The sequence below is a fragment of the Floridaenema fluviatile BLCC-F154 genome (assembly GCF_041929135.1).
GTDB lineage: Bacteria > Cyanobacteriota > Cyanobacteriia > Cyanobacteriales > Aerosakkonemataceae > Floridanema > Floridanema fluviatile.
This window is the reverse complement of record NZ_JBHFNS010000078.1, coordinates 20,131-35,246: the sequence shown is the minus strand read 5'-3', so window position 1 is coordinate 35,246 and position 15,116 is coordinate 20,131. Positions and strand designations below refer to the sequence as shown.

General features: G+C 43.7%; 13 protein-coding genes and 1 pseudogene. 8 read left to right on the top strand and 6 right to left on the bottom strand.

Features of this window, described 5'->3' with window-relative positions:
• Window positions 1-90 precede the first annotated feature (90 nt).
• Both ACE1B6_RS21310 and ACE1B6_RS21305 read right to left on the bottom strand, forming a co-directional pair.
• Window positions 91-1,200: a type IV pilus twitching motility protein PilT gene (locus ACE1B6_RS21310; protein ID WP_413259334.1), complete on the bottom strand. Its 1,110-nt coding sequence runs from the start codon at window positions 1,198-1,200 to the stop codon at window positions 91-93.
• Window positions 1,201-1,436: 236 nt separating this feature from the next.
• Complete coding sequence (locus tag ACE1B6_RS21305; protein WP_413259277.1) at window positions 1,437-3,431, bottom strand: GspE/PulE family protein; 1,995 nt, start codon at window positions 3,429-3,431, stop codon at window positions 1,437-1,439.
• A gap of 542 nt (window positions 3,432-3,973) precedes the next feature.
• Here ACE1B6_RS21305 and grpE point away from each other — a divergent pair.
• The 7 genes and pseudogenes from grpE to ACE1B6_RS21270 all read left to right on the top strand — a co-directional run.
• Entirely contained in the window at window positions 3,974-4,696 is a 723-nt protein-coding gene (gene grpE, locus ACE1B6_RS21300) for a nucleotide exchange factor GrpE (protein ID WP_413259276.1), read from the top strand.
• Between the two features lie 125 nt (window positions 4,697-4,821).
• Window positions 4,822-6,786, top strand: coding sequence for a molecular chaperone DnaK (gene dnaK / locus ACE1B6_RS21295; protein WP_413259275.1), 1,965 nt, complete (start codon window positions 4,822-4,824; stop codon window positions 6,784-6,786).
• Window positions 6,787-7,044: 258 nt separating this feature from the next.
• Window positions 7,045-8,187, top strand: a complete 1,143-nt coding sequence (dnaJ, locus tag ACE1B6_RS21290; protein ID WP_413259274.1) for a molecular chaperone DnaJ — start codon at window positions 7,045-7,047, stop codon at window positions 8,185-8,187.
• On the top strand, window positions 8,187-8,438 hold the full coding sequence (locus ACE1B6_RS21285) for a sulfurtransferase TusA family protein (protein WP_413259273.1): 252 nt from the start codon (window positions 8,187-8,189) through the stop codon (window positions 8,436-8,438). The genes dnaJ and ACE1B6_RS21285 overlap by 1 nt, the downstream gene beginning before the upstream one ends.
• Window positions 8,439-8,449: 11 nt before the next feature.
• Window positions 8,450-9,586 (top strand): small ribosomal subunit biogenesis GTPase RsgA, encoded by a 1,137-nt coding sequence (gene rsgA / locus ACE1B6_RS21280; RefSeq protein WP_459563078.1) that lies wholly within the window; start codon window positions 8,450-8,452, stop codon window positions 9,584-9,586.
• A gap of 37 nt (window positions 9,587-9,623) precedes the next feature.
• Window positions 9,624-9,857, top strand: a complete 234-nt coding sequence (locus tag ACE1B6_RS21275) for a type II toxin-antitoxin system Phd/YefM family antitoxin (protein ID WP_413259272.1) — start codon at window positions 9,624-9,626, stop codon at window positions 9,855-9,857.
• 28 nt (window positions 9,858-9,885) lie between these two features.
• Window positions 9,886-10,017 (top strand): annotated as a pseudogene (locus ACE1B6_RS21270) (type II toxin-antitoxin system VapC family toxin); the annotation flags it as partial.
• A gap of 27 nt (window positions 10,018-10,044) precedes the next feature.
• Here ACE1B6_RS21270 and ACE1B6_RS21265 read toward each other — a convergent pair.
• From ACE1B6_RS21265 to ACE1B6_RS21250, 4 genes are all read right to left on the bottom strand, one after another.
• Window positions 10,045-10,506, bottom strand: a complete 462-nt coding sequence (locus tag ACE1B6_RS21265) for a DUF29 domain-containing protein (RefSeq protein WP_413259270.1) — start codon at window positions 10,504-10,506, stop codon at window positions 10,045-10,047.
• Between the two features lie 121 nt (window positions 10,507-10,627).
• Window positions 10,628-11,863, bottom strand: coding sequence for a DUF445 domain-containing protein (locus ACE1B6_RS21260; protein ID WP_413259269.1), 1,236 nt, complete (start codon window positions 11,861-11,863; stop codon window positions 10,628-10,630).
• A gap of 94 nt (window positions 11,864-11,957) precedes the next feature.
• The gene (ubiE, locus tag ACE1B6_RS21255; RefSeq protein WP_413259268.1) at window positions 11,958-12,656 is read right to left on the bottom strand and encodes a bifunctional demethylmenaquinone methyltransferase/2-methoxy-6-polyprenyl-1,4-benzoquinol methylase UbiE; all 699 of its coding nucleotides are present in this window, start codon (window positions 12,654-12,656) and stop codon (window positions 11,958-11,960) included.
• Window positions 12,657-12,701: 45 nt separating this feature from the next.
• Window positions 12,702-13,646 carry a response regulator gene (locus tag ACE1B6_RS21250; protein WP_413259267.1) on the bottom strand — a complete coding sequence of 315 codons (945 nt, stop codon included), beginning with the start codon at window positions 13,644-13,646 and terminating at the stop codon, window positions 12,702-12,704.
• Between the two features lie 288 nt (window positions 13,647-13,934).
• On the opposite strand from ACE1B6_RS21250, the gene ACE1B6_RS21245 reads away from it, so the two are divergent.
• On the top strand, window positions 13,935-15,017 hold the full coding sequence (locus ACE1B6_RS21245) for a RuBisCO accumulation factor 1 (protein ID WP_413259266.1): 1,083 nt from the start codon (window positions 13,935-13,937) through the stop codon (window positions 15,015-15,017).
• Window positions 15,018-15,116: the final 99 nt, after the last annotated feature.

Below are 15,116 nucleotides of genomic sequence, written 5' to 3'. Positions count from 1 at the left end.
CTAGGGAGTTGGCAAAACGCATCACTTAAAACTTTTACCTCCTACCTACTACCTACTACCTCTTACCTAATACCGCTATCCTAACTTAACTTAATGGGCGGCTCCTCCGACTTTCACTCCAGCTGGTGTCGGCCCAATTAACCTTTGTAATTCATCAGGTTTAGAAGATTTACTCATCGCAGCTTCGTAAGAAATCGAACCAGCTTTGTAATGGTTAGCTAAGGACATTTCCATAGTTTGCATCCCCAATTTACCTCCGGTTTGAATTGCCGAGTAAATTTGGGAAGTTTTGCCCTCCCGAATCAGGTTAGAAATAGCAGGTGTAATTACCATAATCTCTTGAGCCATTACCCGACCATATTCCCCAGGTTTAACATTCTGTTTTGGTACCAAGTTTTGGCTGAATACAGCTACCAAAGAGTTAGAAAGCATCGCTCGAATTTGGGGTTGTTGAATTGGAGGGAATACGTCCAACATCCGGTCAATCGTCTGAGCAGCTGAGTTCGTGTGCAAAGTACCAAATACCAAGTGACCTGTTTCTGCTGCGGAAATCGCCAAGCCGATCGTTTCTAAGTCCCGCATTTCACCCACAAGAATTACATCTGGGTCTTCCCGTAATGCTGCTTTCAAGGCATTAGCAAAACTCTTGGTATCTTCACCTTTTTGCCTTTGGTGAACCAAGCTTTTAACGTTGGGAAATACATATTCGATCGGATCTTCCACAGTCAGAATATGTTCCGATCGCGTCCGGTTAATCAAATCGATCATCGCCGCCATCGTCGTCGTTTTTCCCGACCCCGTTTGTCCAGTCACCAACACCATCCCTCTCGGTCTTTCCGTGGCTTCCCGCACCACATCCGGCAACCCTAACTTATCGAAATTCGGAATCTTAGAAGACAAAGCTCGCAAACAAGCCGCCCAAGCCCCCCGTTCCCGATAAACATTTACCCGGAACCGCGCTAACCCTTTCACCCCATAAGCACAATCTAACTCCCAGTTCTGCTCTAAATCTTTCCGTTGCGAGTTATTGAGCATACTAAAAATTAAGCGTTGACACTCTTCTGCCGTCATCGGCTCCTCGCCCACTGGCCCCAGTTTACCACTGACCCGGAAATAGACAGGCGCACCAGCTTGGATGTGCATATCCGAGCCACCCATCTCAATTAATTGTTCCATTAGGTCTTCAATCATCAATTCCATCGGCATAAGACTGTCTCCGTTAGCAGTAGATTTATTGGTTAGTTGTTATTCTTAGTTTGCCCAAATAGTTTTGGTCATTTGTCATTATCTCCGATGTCTTTTTGCTGATTGTTGCTTTTTGATGCACCCTTAACCAATGACTCAATGACCAATACTTAATAGACATCTCCCATAACTCTTGTAGGGTAGGCATCCTGCCTGCCTTTGAGATTCTTGGTTGGAGAGGTCTAATGGTACTATTCGCTAAACCTGGGTGTCAGGCAATAAGGACATTCAATCCACTCCTGTTGTAATCCAGCATCACAAACCCGACAGGTAAGGGCACTCTTGCGTTTCGCTTTTAATTCTGCTTCTAACCCAGAATCCGTAAAGGTGACGCGCTCAACTTCTTCCAAAGTAGTTCGACCTTCTCGCACCAACTGTAAACTGTATGCCAGCAATGTAATCATCCCTTCTTCTACAGCCGCTTCTTTAATCCGTTCTGTCGGTGCGCCTTGACTAATTAAAAGTTGCAGATTTTCTGTTACTTTCAACACTTCATAAACCCCAACCCGACCTCTGTAGCCAACTCCCTTACAAGTTTTGCAGAGGTTTTTATCATTGGGTCTGTCTGCTGGCGGGATGGTATTCGCCTTGTAAATTAACAAGTCTACATCACCGGAAGCCGTTAAACCAAAACGAGCCAGTTCTTCCGGTGTGGGTGTGTAGGGAATGCGACAATCAGGACAAACCCGCCGCATCAAACGTTGTGCCAATACACCGAGTAAAGCACCGGACACCATGAATGGTTCTACGCCCATTTCATCTAAACGAGCGATCGCACCCGCCGCATCATTGGTGTGTAAAGTAGTTAATACTAAGTGACCCGTTAACGCCGCTTCGATCGCCGTTTTCGCCGTTTCCTTATCCCGCGTTTCACCCACCAGTATCACATCAGGGTCTTGTCTTAAGAACGCCCGTAGGGTAGTCGCAAAATCTAAACCTTTTTCCCGAATTACCTGTACCTGAGTAATCCCGCCTAAAGTGTATTCGATCGGATCTTCCACCGTACTAATATTTACCCCCGGATCGTTCCGTTCTGCCAACACCGAGTATAAGGTAGTTGACTTACCAGAACCCGTCGGCCCTGTCACCAGAATCAACCCAAACGGACGACTCGCCATTTCTCGGACTAACGCCAAACACTCCTCGTTAGTAATTAACTTATCCAACCCCAACTGCGTTGCCGAGTTATCCAAAATCCGCAGTACCACCTTTTCCCCATAGCGGCTAGGCAAAGTACTCACCCGGAAATCGATCTTCCGTCCCCCAAACATCCGACGAATCCGACCATCTTGCGCTTGTCGGCGTTCCGCAATATCCAAATCCGAAATTACCTTAAACCGAGCCGTCACCGCCGGAATAATCTGCTTCGGTAACGGATCAAAAGCCTGTTGCAATACCCCATCCTTACGGAACCGAATTCTTAAGATCTCTTCTTGCGGCTCAACGTGAATATCCGACGCACCTTCCTGCAAAGCCTTAATCAGGATTCGATTCACCAAGTTAATAATCGGCGCAGAAGACTCTTCACCATCTTTGAGGTCTTCACTCTCCTCTGGTGCATCTTCTAAGCTTTCAATATTTAACTCATCTAATATGCCAGTAACATCAGTTTGTTTTTCCCGTTCCCGTTTCTCTAATCTTTCCGCTTCTTCATCTAAATATTTAGTAATCAGGTGTTCATAGTCTTCTCGCGTAATCACCATCCGTTGCAATGCCAAACCTTGAGGCCGTAAAATTCGGTTCAAGTCATCCAAAGCTTCTAGGTCATCGGGATTGACCATTGCAATCAGAACACTAGGCGGCTGAGTATCATTTTTAGATAAAGGTACTAAACGATAACGACGACAGATATCAATGGGAATTAAAGTGTCAATCAACTCCCCTAGCTGATTAACTGGAACATCGTTGATTTCTGGATCGAGGGATTCCACGCCAAACAGAATCTTTAATTCAAACAGCTGCTGTTTCTTGTACTGACGTAACAAGTCTGGGGGCAACTGTCTTCCGGTAAGCAACTCTAAAATCTCTGTTAACGGTTTTCCTGATGAGCGACTTTCCACCATCGCTTGTTTCATCTGCTCGGGATTTACATAGCCCGCTTGAATCAACTTATTGCCAAAAGGCGAAAAGTTTTGGACAATCAGGCTGGTCGAAGTGCGTTTTGGTAATGATGAAGAGTTAGTCATAGCTGATGCAGAAGTTCTCCTTATAGAGTATTCCCAAAAATTTTTCCCAAATTTTCACCAGACTGCGATCTTGAATACTGAATCTGAGATCGTCGGACTCCCAAAAACAAAAATTGCCGCTTCAGGAAGCTACACTTTTTCATGGTGACCCAGTACCCGTTTTCTGTCTGAAAATAAGCTAAACTGACAAATTTACCCTGGTAAAGGGGATTTGCGATCGGCATTACGATTTCTCATAGCTGAGTTAATCAAGGCAAAGTAATTTTCCTCTACCTTTCCAAGATGATAGCCTTAACCAACCCTTTAAGTAGAGACTGGTAATAGATTTTAGGAAAGTAGTACCTTGTTCCGAAGAGCAAAGTAGAATAATTAACAGGGATTGACTTAGTTACAAAACATCACCTTTGTGCTCGACAATGGGTAAGAAAGAGTGAGATTTATGACTGTTTTTTTTGTAAAGTTAAGGGGGAGCTAGCGCAAAATCTATTTTTAGAGCAATTACTTCACTGTAGCTAGCAGTCTCTTAACTGGGTGAGTGGACGATGATAGAAGAATCTAAACAGACAGAACCAACGGAAAATATAAACGCTAACGCTAACGTTGCTGAGGAGAGTAACAATACAGCCCAGATGTCAGACAATCTGGAAACTCCGCTAAACTCGGAAGTAGCGGCAACTGAGGCTACCGCTGCTCAGGAAAGCTCTTCAGCAGCAAATACCGCCGAATGGGAAGAAATGGAAGCGGAAATCGCCGCTTTGGAACAACAAGCAAATCAATTAAAAGCGCAACTGGAAGAACGTACCAGCCAGTATATGCGTATTGCGGCGGATTTTGATAATTTCCGTAAGCGGAGCCAAAAAGAAAAGGAAGAGTTGGATCAACAAGTCAAGTGTAATACGCTGGGGGCACTCTTGCCAGTGGTGGATAATTTTGAACGGGCGCAAGCACAAATTAAACCCCAGACTGAGGCAGAAAAAAATATCCACAAAAGCTATCAAAGCATTTACAAGCAAATGGTAACGGCTCTGAAAGGATTGGGAGTATCCCCAATGCGTCCCAAGGGACAGGAGTTTAACCCAAATTTACATGAAGCAGCGATTCAGGAACCAACTAATGAGTATCCAGAAGGAACAGTGATTGATGAACTGATTCCCGGCTATTTCTTGGGAGAACGAGTCCTGCGTCATGCAGTGGTGAAAGTTGCTGCACCTGGGGAGCATGAGATATCCTCAGAGGAAAGCCAGCCTGAGTCACCGGAAAGTTAAGGGGTGTTGGTAATGAGAGATTGTTCGTTGTAAATTCAATGGCAAATCAAAAAAACTTCCATCTACCAAACCTTAAGTTACAACAAGCCTGAACAGAAGCACTCTTCGAGAAACTGCCGCGATCTATGGGAAAAGTTATTGGCATCGACCTGGGCACTACAAACAGTTGTGTCGCCTTTCTAGAAGGCGGTCAAACGATCGTCATACCTAACTCTGAAGGAGGGCGAACTACGCCCAGTATAGTGGGATTTGGTAAAGCAGACGAGCGATTAGTCGGACAACTGGCGAAGCGACAAGCGGTGATGAATGCCGAAAATACAGTCTACAGCATTAAACGCTTTATCGGTCGTCGTTGGGATGATACGGAAATCGAACGCTCCCAAGTTCCTTATAACTGCGTTAAAGGTAAAGACGATACAGTTGATGTGAAAGTGCGGGGGAAAACTTACACGCCCCAGGAAATTTCGGCGATGATTCTGCAAAAGTTAAAGCAGGATGCGGAAAATTTCTTGGGAGAACCCGTAGAACAAGCAGTGATTACCGTACCTGCCTATTTTACAGATGCTCAAAGGCAGGCAACCAAGGATGCGGGAACGATCGCTGGGCTAGAAGTGTTAAGAATTATTAACGAACCAACCGCAGCAGCCCTGTCTTATGGTTTGGATAAACAAGACGAAGAGCAGTTAGTCCTGGTATTTGACTTAGGCGGCGGGACATTTGATGTCTCAATCCTCCAACTAGGCGATGGAGTATTTGAGGTAAGAGCTACATCGGGAAACAACCACTTAGGAGGCGATGACTTCGACAACTGCATAGTGCAGTGGATGATCGAAAACTTCCAAGCCACAGAAGGAATAGACCTCAGTAGCGATAAAATGGCGCTCCAGCGATTGCGGGAAGCGGCGGAAAAGGCGAAAATTGAACTTTCTAACATGGTGACGACCTCGATTAATTTGCCGTTTATTACAGCAGATGAAAGTGGGCCAAAACATTTGGAAATGTCACTCACGAAGGCAAACTTTGAAGAATTGGTGAGTCATTTGGTGGAAAACACCATTGAACCAATGAATCAAGCACTGAAAGATTCGGGATTGAAAGCTGGAGATATCGATCGGATAATCCTAGTAGGTGGTTCAACTCGGATTCCCGCAGTCCAAGAAGCACTGAAGCAGTTTTTTGGTGGGAAAACTCCCGATCGCTCGGTCAACCCAGATGAAGCCGTCGCCTTGGGAGCAGCCATTCAAGGCGGCGTGTTAAGTGGAGAAGTAGAAGACTTACTGCTGTTAGATGTCACCCCACTTTCCTTGGGAATTGAAACATTAGGCGAAGTATTCACCAAAATTATCGATCGCAATACCACCATTCCCACCAGCAAATCACAAGTATTTTCCACCGCTACCGACGGTCAAACAAGTGTAGAAATTCACGTTTTGCAAGGGGAACGGGCAATGGCTCGTGATAACAAGAGTTTGGGTAAATTCTTGCTCACAGGGATTCCCCCAGCCCCCAGAGGCGTACCGCAAATTGAAGTGTCATTTGAGATTGATGTGAATGGGATTCTCAAAGTAGCAGCCCAAGATAAAGGTACAGGTCGAGAGCAAAGCATTCGGATTACTAATACTGGTGGTTTAACTACCGCCGAAGTAGAACGAATGCGCCAAGAAGCGGAAATATTTGCCGAAGAAGACCGGAGACGCAAACAGCTAATCGAAATGAAAAACCAGGCTGATAGCTTGTTCTATAGCTATGAATCGACCATGAAAGATAACAGTCAATTCATTAGCGAAGAAATGCAAGAATATGCTAGAGAAAGAGCCACAGAATTAAGAGGAGCGATCGGTGATTCTTACATTTCTGTAGAAGAAATGAAACAATTAGTCGATAGTTTCCAACAAATGCTCTTTGATATTGGTGCAGCAGTGTATCAACAAGCAAACGTTGGTCAAACGGAATTTGTAGATTCCTACTCAGCCTCCGAGCCGGAACCTATAGAAGAAGAGGCAGCAACCGTAGTTAGTGAGGACGAAGACTTCGATTTCAACTTTGAAGACGAAAACACGGTCAGTGCAGATTACGAAGCCGTAGACTAATAGTAGTAGTTTTGAGTTTTGAATTTTGAGTTTTGAGTTAAATTCATCACTTAAAATTCAATACAGGCGATTCATGAATCACCTCTACAACTTAAAACTATCCTGCCACTCTAGAAAGAGAGTTTTAAGTAAGATTAAAAGTAAAAAGTAAAAAGTAAAAAGAGAATATCTGTTTCTTTGGACTTTTAACTTTTAACTTTTTGCTTCTCTTAAAACTCATAACTTAAAACTTAAAACTTAAAACTTTACCAGTCCTCTATGGCCACCGATTACTATGAAACTCTAGGCGTTGCTCGCAACGCTGACCAAGAAGAAATCAAACGAGCCTACCGCCGTCTGGCTCGTAAATACCACCCAGATGTCAATAAAGAACCTGGGGCGGAAGACCGCTTTAAAGAAATTAACCGCGCTTATGAAGTGCTTTCCGAACCCGAAATGCGTGCCCGTTACGATCGCTTCGGACAGGCCGGAGTCGAAGGCGCAGCGGCACAAGGCTTTCAAGACTTTGGCGACATGGGCGGTTTTGCCGACATCTTTGAAAGCTTCTTCAGCGGCTTTGCTGGAAGTGGCGGCGTAGGCGGAGGGACTCGCACCGGGCGAAGACCCGCAGGCCCCACTAGAGGCGACGACCTGCGATTAGACTTAAAATTAGACTTCCGGGAAGCTGTCTTTGGCGGCGAAAAAGAAATTCGCATCTCTCACTTGGAAACTTGCGAAGTTTGCAGCGGTACAGGCGCAAAACCCGGAACTCGACCGCGGACTTGTTCCACTTGTACTGGTTCCGGTCAAGTACGACGAGTAACGCGCACCCCCTTTGGCAGCTTTACTCAAGTCTCCGTCTGTCCTACCTGTAACGGTACTGGTCAGGTGATTGAAGATAAATGCGAAGCTTGCGACGGTCGCGGACAAAAACAAATCACGAAAAAGCTAAAAATTACCATTCCGGCTGGTGTGGATGATGGGACTCGTCTGCGCGTCGCTTCCGAAGGTGATAGCGGTCAACGAGGCGGCCCTCCCGGTGACTTGTATGTATACTTATTTGTCAACGAAGATACGGAATTTAAGCGGGAAGGAATCAATATCCTGTCAGAAGTAGAAATTAGTTACTTACAGGCGATTTTGGGCGGTCGGCTAGAAGTTAATACAGTGGACGGCCCCCAAGAGTTGATGATTCCCCCAGGTACCCAGCCCAAGACAGTTCTAAAATTGGAAAATCGCGGTGTACCTAAGTTAGGCAATCCAGTAAGTCGGGGAGATCATCTAATTACGGTGGATATTGAAATTCCGAATCGGATCACTCCTGAAGAACGGGAATTGTTGGAAAAGTTGGCTAAAATTAGGGGCGAACGCACTGGTAAAGGCGGTATAGAAGGATTCTTTGGCAATATTTTCCATAAATAATGACTAACTCTGCTCTATCTACCCCGGATGCTCAGCTTGATCTGCGAGGCACTCCTTGTCCGATAAATTTTGTTCGCACGAAATTGCGCTTGGAGCAAATGGCTCCGGGTTCTCTGTTGGAAGTATGGTTAGATCCCGGAGAACCGATCGAGCAAGTTCCTGATAGCCTGACAATGGAAGGTTATCCCATTGAACAAATTGAAGACCGGACTGGCTTTTTTGCCATTTTAGTCCGGCGACCTGCGAGTTGAGCGGGAGTGCGATCGATCAAAATAACGCAGTTTCTCCTCTGTGGGGAACTGTGCTAGCTGTGCAGGCGAATTTTTATCGGGTGAAACTGGGAGCAGAGGGGCAGAGGGGCAGAGGGGCAGAGGGGCAGAGGGGCAGAGGGGCAGAGGAGAATTTCCCAGTCCCTAGTCCCCAGTCCCTAGTCCCTAGTCCCGAATTACTCTGTACTCGTCGGGCGCGGTTGAAGAAAATCGGTCAGCAGGTGATGGTGGGCGATCGGGTGCAGGTTGAGGAACCAGACTGGGCGGGGGGAAGAGGTGCGATCGCGCAGGTTTTACCGAGAGATACGGAACTCGATCGTCCTCCGATCGCTAATGCCGATCAAATTATCTTAGTTTTTGCTTTGGCTGAACCGGATTTAGAACCTTTTCAATTAAGTAGGTTTTTAGTGAAGGCAGAATCTACTAATTTAGATGTGAGTTTATGTTTAAATAAAAGCGATTTGGTGAGTTTGGCAGAACAAAAGGCTTGGCGCGATCGCTTGTCTGCTTGGGGTTATGAACCAATATTTATTAGCGTTTATGATGGCAGTGGTTTGGATGAATTAACTGCTAAATTAAGTGATAAAATTACCGTGTTGGCTGGACCTTCTGGGGTGGGAAAAACTAGTTTAATTAATTATTTAATTCCCGGTATTGAACAGCGAGTGGGTGAAGTTTCCGGGAAATTAAGTAAGGGGAGACATACTACTCGGCACGTTGAATTATTTGAATTACCAAAGGGTGGTTATTTAGCTGATACTCCGGGTTTTAATCAACCGGATCTTGATTGTAGTCCCGAAGAATTAAGCGAATATTTTCCCGAAATTAGAGAGCGTTTGGCTGAAAATAATTGTCAGTTTAGTGATTGTTTACATCGGGATGAACCAAATTGTGCGGTGCGGGGAGATTGGGAGAGATACGAGCATTATTTGGAGTTTTTGTCAATTGCGATCGCCCGCCAAGAACATTTAAATCAACAATCCGATCCTGATGCGGTGATGAAAATGAAAACTAAACGCAAGGGTGGGAATCAATTTGAACCGAGGTTGGAAGCGAAGAAATATCGGCGTACTTCCCGGAAAACTCAACAGCAAAAGTTGTTAGAGTTGTACGAAGATACGGATATTTGATTAGTTGGTAAATTGGTTGTTATCCAAGGAGAAACTTATGCAAAAGGTAAGTATTTATGAGGCATCTAAAGATTTATTGAAATTAATTGAAGTAGCAATTAAAGGTGAGGAGGTTGTGATTACCAAAGATGAACAACCTATTGCAAAATTAGTGCCTTTTACACCAGGGAAAAAAACTTGGCCTGCTCAGGCGGGAAGTGCTAAGGGAATGGTAACAATATCAGATGATTTTGATGAACCAATAACAGATTTTGAGGACTATCTGCAATGAGATTATTGTTGGATACTCATACTTTTATTTGGCATCTTTACCTCTTCATCATCGAGATCCGTTCGATCGCCTAATAATTGCACAAGCTATAGTAGAACAGATACCTATTTTGAGCGGTGATGCTGTTTTTGATGCTTACTCAGTTCAAAGATTATGGTAAAACTACTGCTGAAACAGTATTATTTGATTAGTTGCTTGGGGGTAAGAAATCAGCATCTAGAGATTGTTCGGGTGTATAAGGACAATATTCTGGAAAAGTTGCTAATGGCAAACCTGTTTCATCTGCTGCTTGTTCGCGAGCATTGTTGTAACATTCAGCAAATATTTCTAGCAAATAAGGTTTTAAACTTGGTGAATCATTTAAATCATCTTTGATGCGTCGGCGATGTTCCCGAATACTTCCTCGCCAATTACCACTGCGAAATTCTGGTTGATATTGCCATTTCAGAAGATGGAGCAGAACTACTATTAGATTATTTTTTAAACTTTTCCGCTCCCGTTTTGACATATCTGCAATTTCTTCGATTAAATTTGTCCAATCTACATTGACATAATCTTGTTTATGCAATTGTTCTACTGTGGTTTCAACCCATTTGACAAAATCTGTTTCATAGAGGCTTTTTTGATTTGTTTGAATCTCGGTTGCCATGATGCAAGTATCCTCAATTATTGACCTTTTTTTAGTGGGTATTCGATCGCATAGTCACAGAAACGGTTGAGAAAACTGTTTTTAGTGTAACTTATTTGAACGACAAATACAGAATTTTACATTACTGCTGGATTATAAAAAATACTGTTTGGAACAACCCGACAATAAAACCTAAAATTCCGCCTAAGTTGACGATCGCCTGTAATTCACTGCGAACAATTCCTTGAATTGCTAACTCTAAATCTCGCGGAGAAGTTGCTTGTACTCGCTGAATAATTACTTGATCGATGTTGAGAATTGGGATGATTTGTTCAACTATATTTTCTAAATCTCGCTCTAAGTAACGTTCCAAAAGTAAAGCTAATTCCTTACTAACTACTGTCAAAGAAGAGTTAACTACAGGAGAATTTCGCAATCTATTGATGAGAATATGAGCCACACCATCCCAGTTGATTGAATCACTGAAACCTTGCATTAATTCCACGCCTCGTTCTTGCACGTAGCTGCGGATACTTTCGCGCATTGTTTTGCGGAGTTGGCGCACTGTGGAAACTGGGAGATTTTGCAAAGATAGATTTTGCAACCATTCTTGTAAGCGGGGTTTAACTCCAAAGGATTGAATTAATTCTGATAAACGTTGATTTGCTTCTTCTTTTTCGTCTAGACAATAGGTTCTTAAACGAGTTAAGGTGTTTCTTAAACCAAATAAATTGGCGACTACCCAATAGGTTCCGCTGGTTTCGCCGCGAAATTTATCATCTATTAGTTGAATATTGCGATCGGTCAAAAAATCAACGATCGCAACCCGCAATACTTCCGGGGGTAATACTACGAGTAAAAGCCAATCTGCTAATTGATTTGCTTGTTGTTCGCTGAGTTGGAATTCTAATAAAATTTGGTCAAATATTTGATTGAGTTGCGGTTCTAAAAAATCTTCTCGACGCGCCAAAACTTTCAGCAACCTGGGTAAAGATTGACCTAGTAAATCTCGGAGAATTCCGGCAATTACTTTAACTGTTTTATCTTCTTTATCTGCTGATTGTACTTGATCTAAGGCTAATCGCAACAGCCAGTCTATTACTCCTTGAACTCGATCGGTTTGTAACAGACGACGCGCCAAGTTTTGCAATTCTTGGGGTGTTAATAGCGACCCCATGATGGTATCAGAAATTCGCTTGGCTAATCGTTCCTGATTGGCGGGAATTAAACCTGGTGTAAATGGTAACTTTTTCTTACCTATATATTTAGCTCTGTAGGGACGAAATAGCATTTTTATGGCTATGTCGTTGGTGAAATAGCCAATAATTGCACCAAGTATCGGTGGAGTAATATAAAGCCAGAAATTAGAGAGATTCAACTGGGTTACAAATGGTAAATGGCAATTGGTAAAATAGGGAGTTGGTGCAAAATATGAGTTGTTAGTGACTAGCCAACACCCGATTACTTTTATTCTATTTTGTAATTTGTAAAACACCCATGATGCCACCAGCGATCTGATAATGAATGGCGGTGCTAAATCCTGCTTGTTGAGCTAGGTTTACTTGCTGCTGACCTTGGGGAAATTTGTCTAAACTGGGGCTAATATAGGCGTATTCTTCTGTTAAATTAAAGTGTTGAGCAGCAGTCACTACGATGTTTTGCAGATACCACTGCTGTAAGTTTTGCATCCAGGGATTGTAGGGACGGTGGAAGTCGAGAATGGCAGCGGTAGCTCCGGGTTTGAGGACGCGGTACAATGAGTCCAAACATTGGGGAATGTCGGTAACGTTACGCAGTCCGTATCCCATTGTGGCGCAGTCGAAGTAATTTTCGGGGAAGGGAAGATTGAGGACATCTGCTTCTACCCAAGTGATGTTTTGGGGTGGATAATGGTTTTGATGGCGTTGTTTGGCGATCGCTAACAACCCCGGCGAAAAGTCCACCCCAAACACTTGTCCAGTTTTTCCCACCTGACGCGCTAAAATCTGAGTGAGATCGCCGCTACCACAGCACAAGTCGATGCAAGTGTCGCCAGTTTTCGCTTGACTCCATTGGACTGTCATTAGTTTCCAAACTCGATGTTGTCCCAGGCTTAACCAATCGTTGAGATTGTCGTACACTGGAGCAATGTTGTTGAAGATGGTTTGAATTTGACTGGCGCGATCGGACATTCGATTTTAGATTTTCGATTGGAGATTTTCGATTTTACAGTCAAGTTACACAGCTTGGGTACTGGTGAGAGCTAAGGCAACTTGTTGAGCAGAAAGATGAATTAGTTTAATTTCATCTTCTCGCAGTTGGCAAGGTTTTTTCCATTGCATCGACAGTATTGCTAGGACATGATCTCGGTAAATAATCGGAATCACTAGATGTGCTTGAATGCCGGATGCGGTGTAATGATTGAGTGCGGATAAGTCAGGATCTGCGGGAATGTTTACCGATCCTTGGATTTGCTTGCTGACGATCGCTTCTTTGACTAATGGATCTTCTGTTAACCAATTTTCGATCGGACTGTCGGCGCTGTAAATACCTTGAGCAGAATTTAAGGAATTGTTGGCTACTAGTTGCAAAATACAGCCATCTGCGGCAAAATTTTCGCCAAAGGCGATGGCGATCGGTTCTAACGATTCTTCTACTGCGGTTGCTACTTGGGCTACTTGAACTATAGTGGAAAGCAAAGCCATTTGTGCATTAGCACGGCGCAGTTCTTCTGTCCGTTGTTTGAGTAATTCGTAAGTCTCGGTAGCACGTTGGACTACTGCTTTTAGTTCTAAAGGGTCCCAAGGTTTGGTGATATACTTATATACTTGTCCAGAATTAATGGCATCTACCAGGTCTTCTATATCAGTAAATCCGGTGAGGATAATTCTTACGGTATCGGGAAATTGAGGTACAGTTTTACTCAAGAATTCTGTTCCTTTCATTTCTGGCATTCGCTGATCGGAGATAATCACAGCGACTTCGCCTTCAGTTGCTAATACTTCCAATGCCTGAATACCGCTTTCTGCTTTCAGGACTTGGAAATCTCGTCGGAAGGTACGATAAAGCAAATCTAAATTATCTGGTTCATCGTCTACAACCAACATTTTGGCTTTTTTACGTCTCTCTAGACTCATAAGCTGGCGACAGATAGTTTCTATTTCTGGAATGGAATTTTCCATAACACTTGAATCTAATTTTGACAGTTAATCTAAAGTTAGAGATCGCATATCCTTAGAATCGTAACAATTATTGCCGTTGAGCTAGGCGATCGTTCAAGTAGAATTCAAAAATTTTAATTAATTTGCGGGTAAATTGTGTTGCCGATCGCGGTACATTTTGAAGATGGGAGATTGAGAAACAGGATGAATTTGCGTTCTGTACTCTTTTTTCCCTAACTCCAGCCCTGAGAATGCTGTTCTAAACTGGAATTTTAGCAAGTTATTCGCCGACTTTTACCATTTATCGTTATGACTGATTTCTCTTCAGACAATCCTAATTCCCAACCAATAAATGTCGATGTGGATGGTTTGCTGCTGAGTCTCCGCCGCAAGGAAGGTTCTTGGGTGGAGTGGGGACAAGCTTGCCAAACTCTGCAAAAAGCAGGTTTAAGTTCCCAAAAAATTTTTGAGGAAACTGGTTTTGAGCCAATTCACCAAAATCAGGTGATTGTGGCGGCTCAAGTATACATTAGCATGGTAAATGCTGGTGTGTCGGAGCAGGTGCGATCGCATTACGAAAAAACTGGAAGCGATAGTTTGTACGAGTTTCGCATTCTGACGCAACCGGAAAGAGCAGCAGCGGCTACGTTTACTTTAACTCATCAGTTGAATTCTGAGGATGCTAAGGAAGTAGCGAAGGCGATCAAGGATTTTTCCCGGTTAAGAGTTCCGCCTGCTGGGTTTGGCAATCATGCTGGTGATGCGATGGCTTACCATTATTGGAGGTTAGCACGCCAACAGTCGGATTTACAAGAGCGATCGCGTTTAATCGCCAAAGGGTTAAGATTTGCTCATACTGATGCCGCCAGACAGCAAGTGGAAAAGCTGTTAATTGATTTTACCGTGACTCCAAAACGTCCGGCTCCGATTCTACCTTTTTACAGGTTGGAAACGGAAGAACAAATGCCTCGCTTGTTGCCTATTGTTGGGAAAATGCCTGTGTCGGTAATGGATTTGAAGGCGGTGCCTTTGGTTGAGGAAATCGGCCCTTTTCGCATGGTACAATTTTCCGGTCAAGGTGCTTGGGTGGCGGTTCCCGGTTGGCAAGTTTTGTTAAAGGCGGAAGATCCGGTGGCGGTTTTGTGCGATCGATCTTTGCTTCCTAATCAAGATTCTAGTTATCAGGAAGAGGTTTTGGTGGTGATCGATCGATCGCAAAGAGAATGGGACGATAGTAGTTATTTCGCTTTCGCACAAGGGGAAGATTTACAATTTCAATGGTTTGAAGAGTCGCCGGAAGAAACTTTACTCGGTAAGCTGATTCTTATTTTGAATCCTAAGCGCATTTTAGATGAGGATTTGACTAAGGATGTTTGGCAAATTGATGAGTAGTTGTTTGTCATTTTTAAACCGCAGATAAACGCAGATGAACGCAGATGGTATATATAAGTTATCTGTTTTTGTCTGAGTTCTTTTTTTTACCACTAGTTA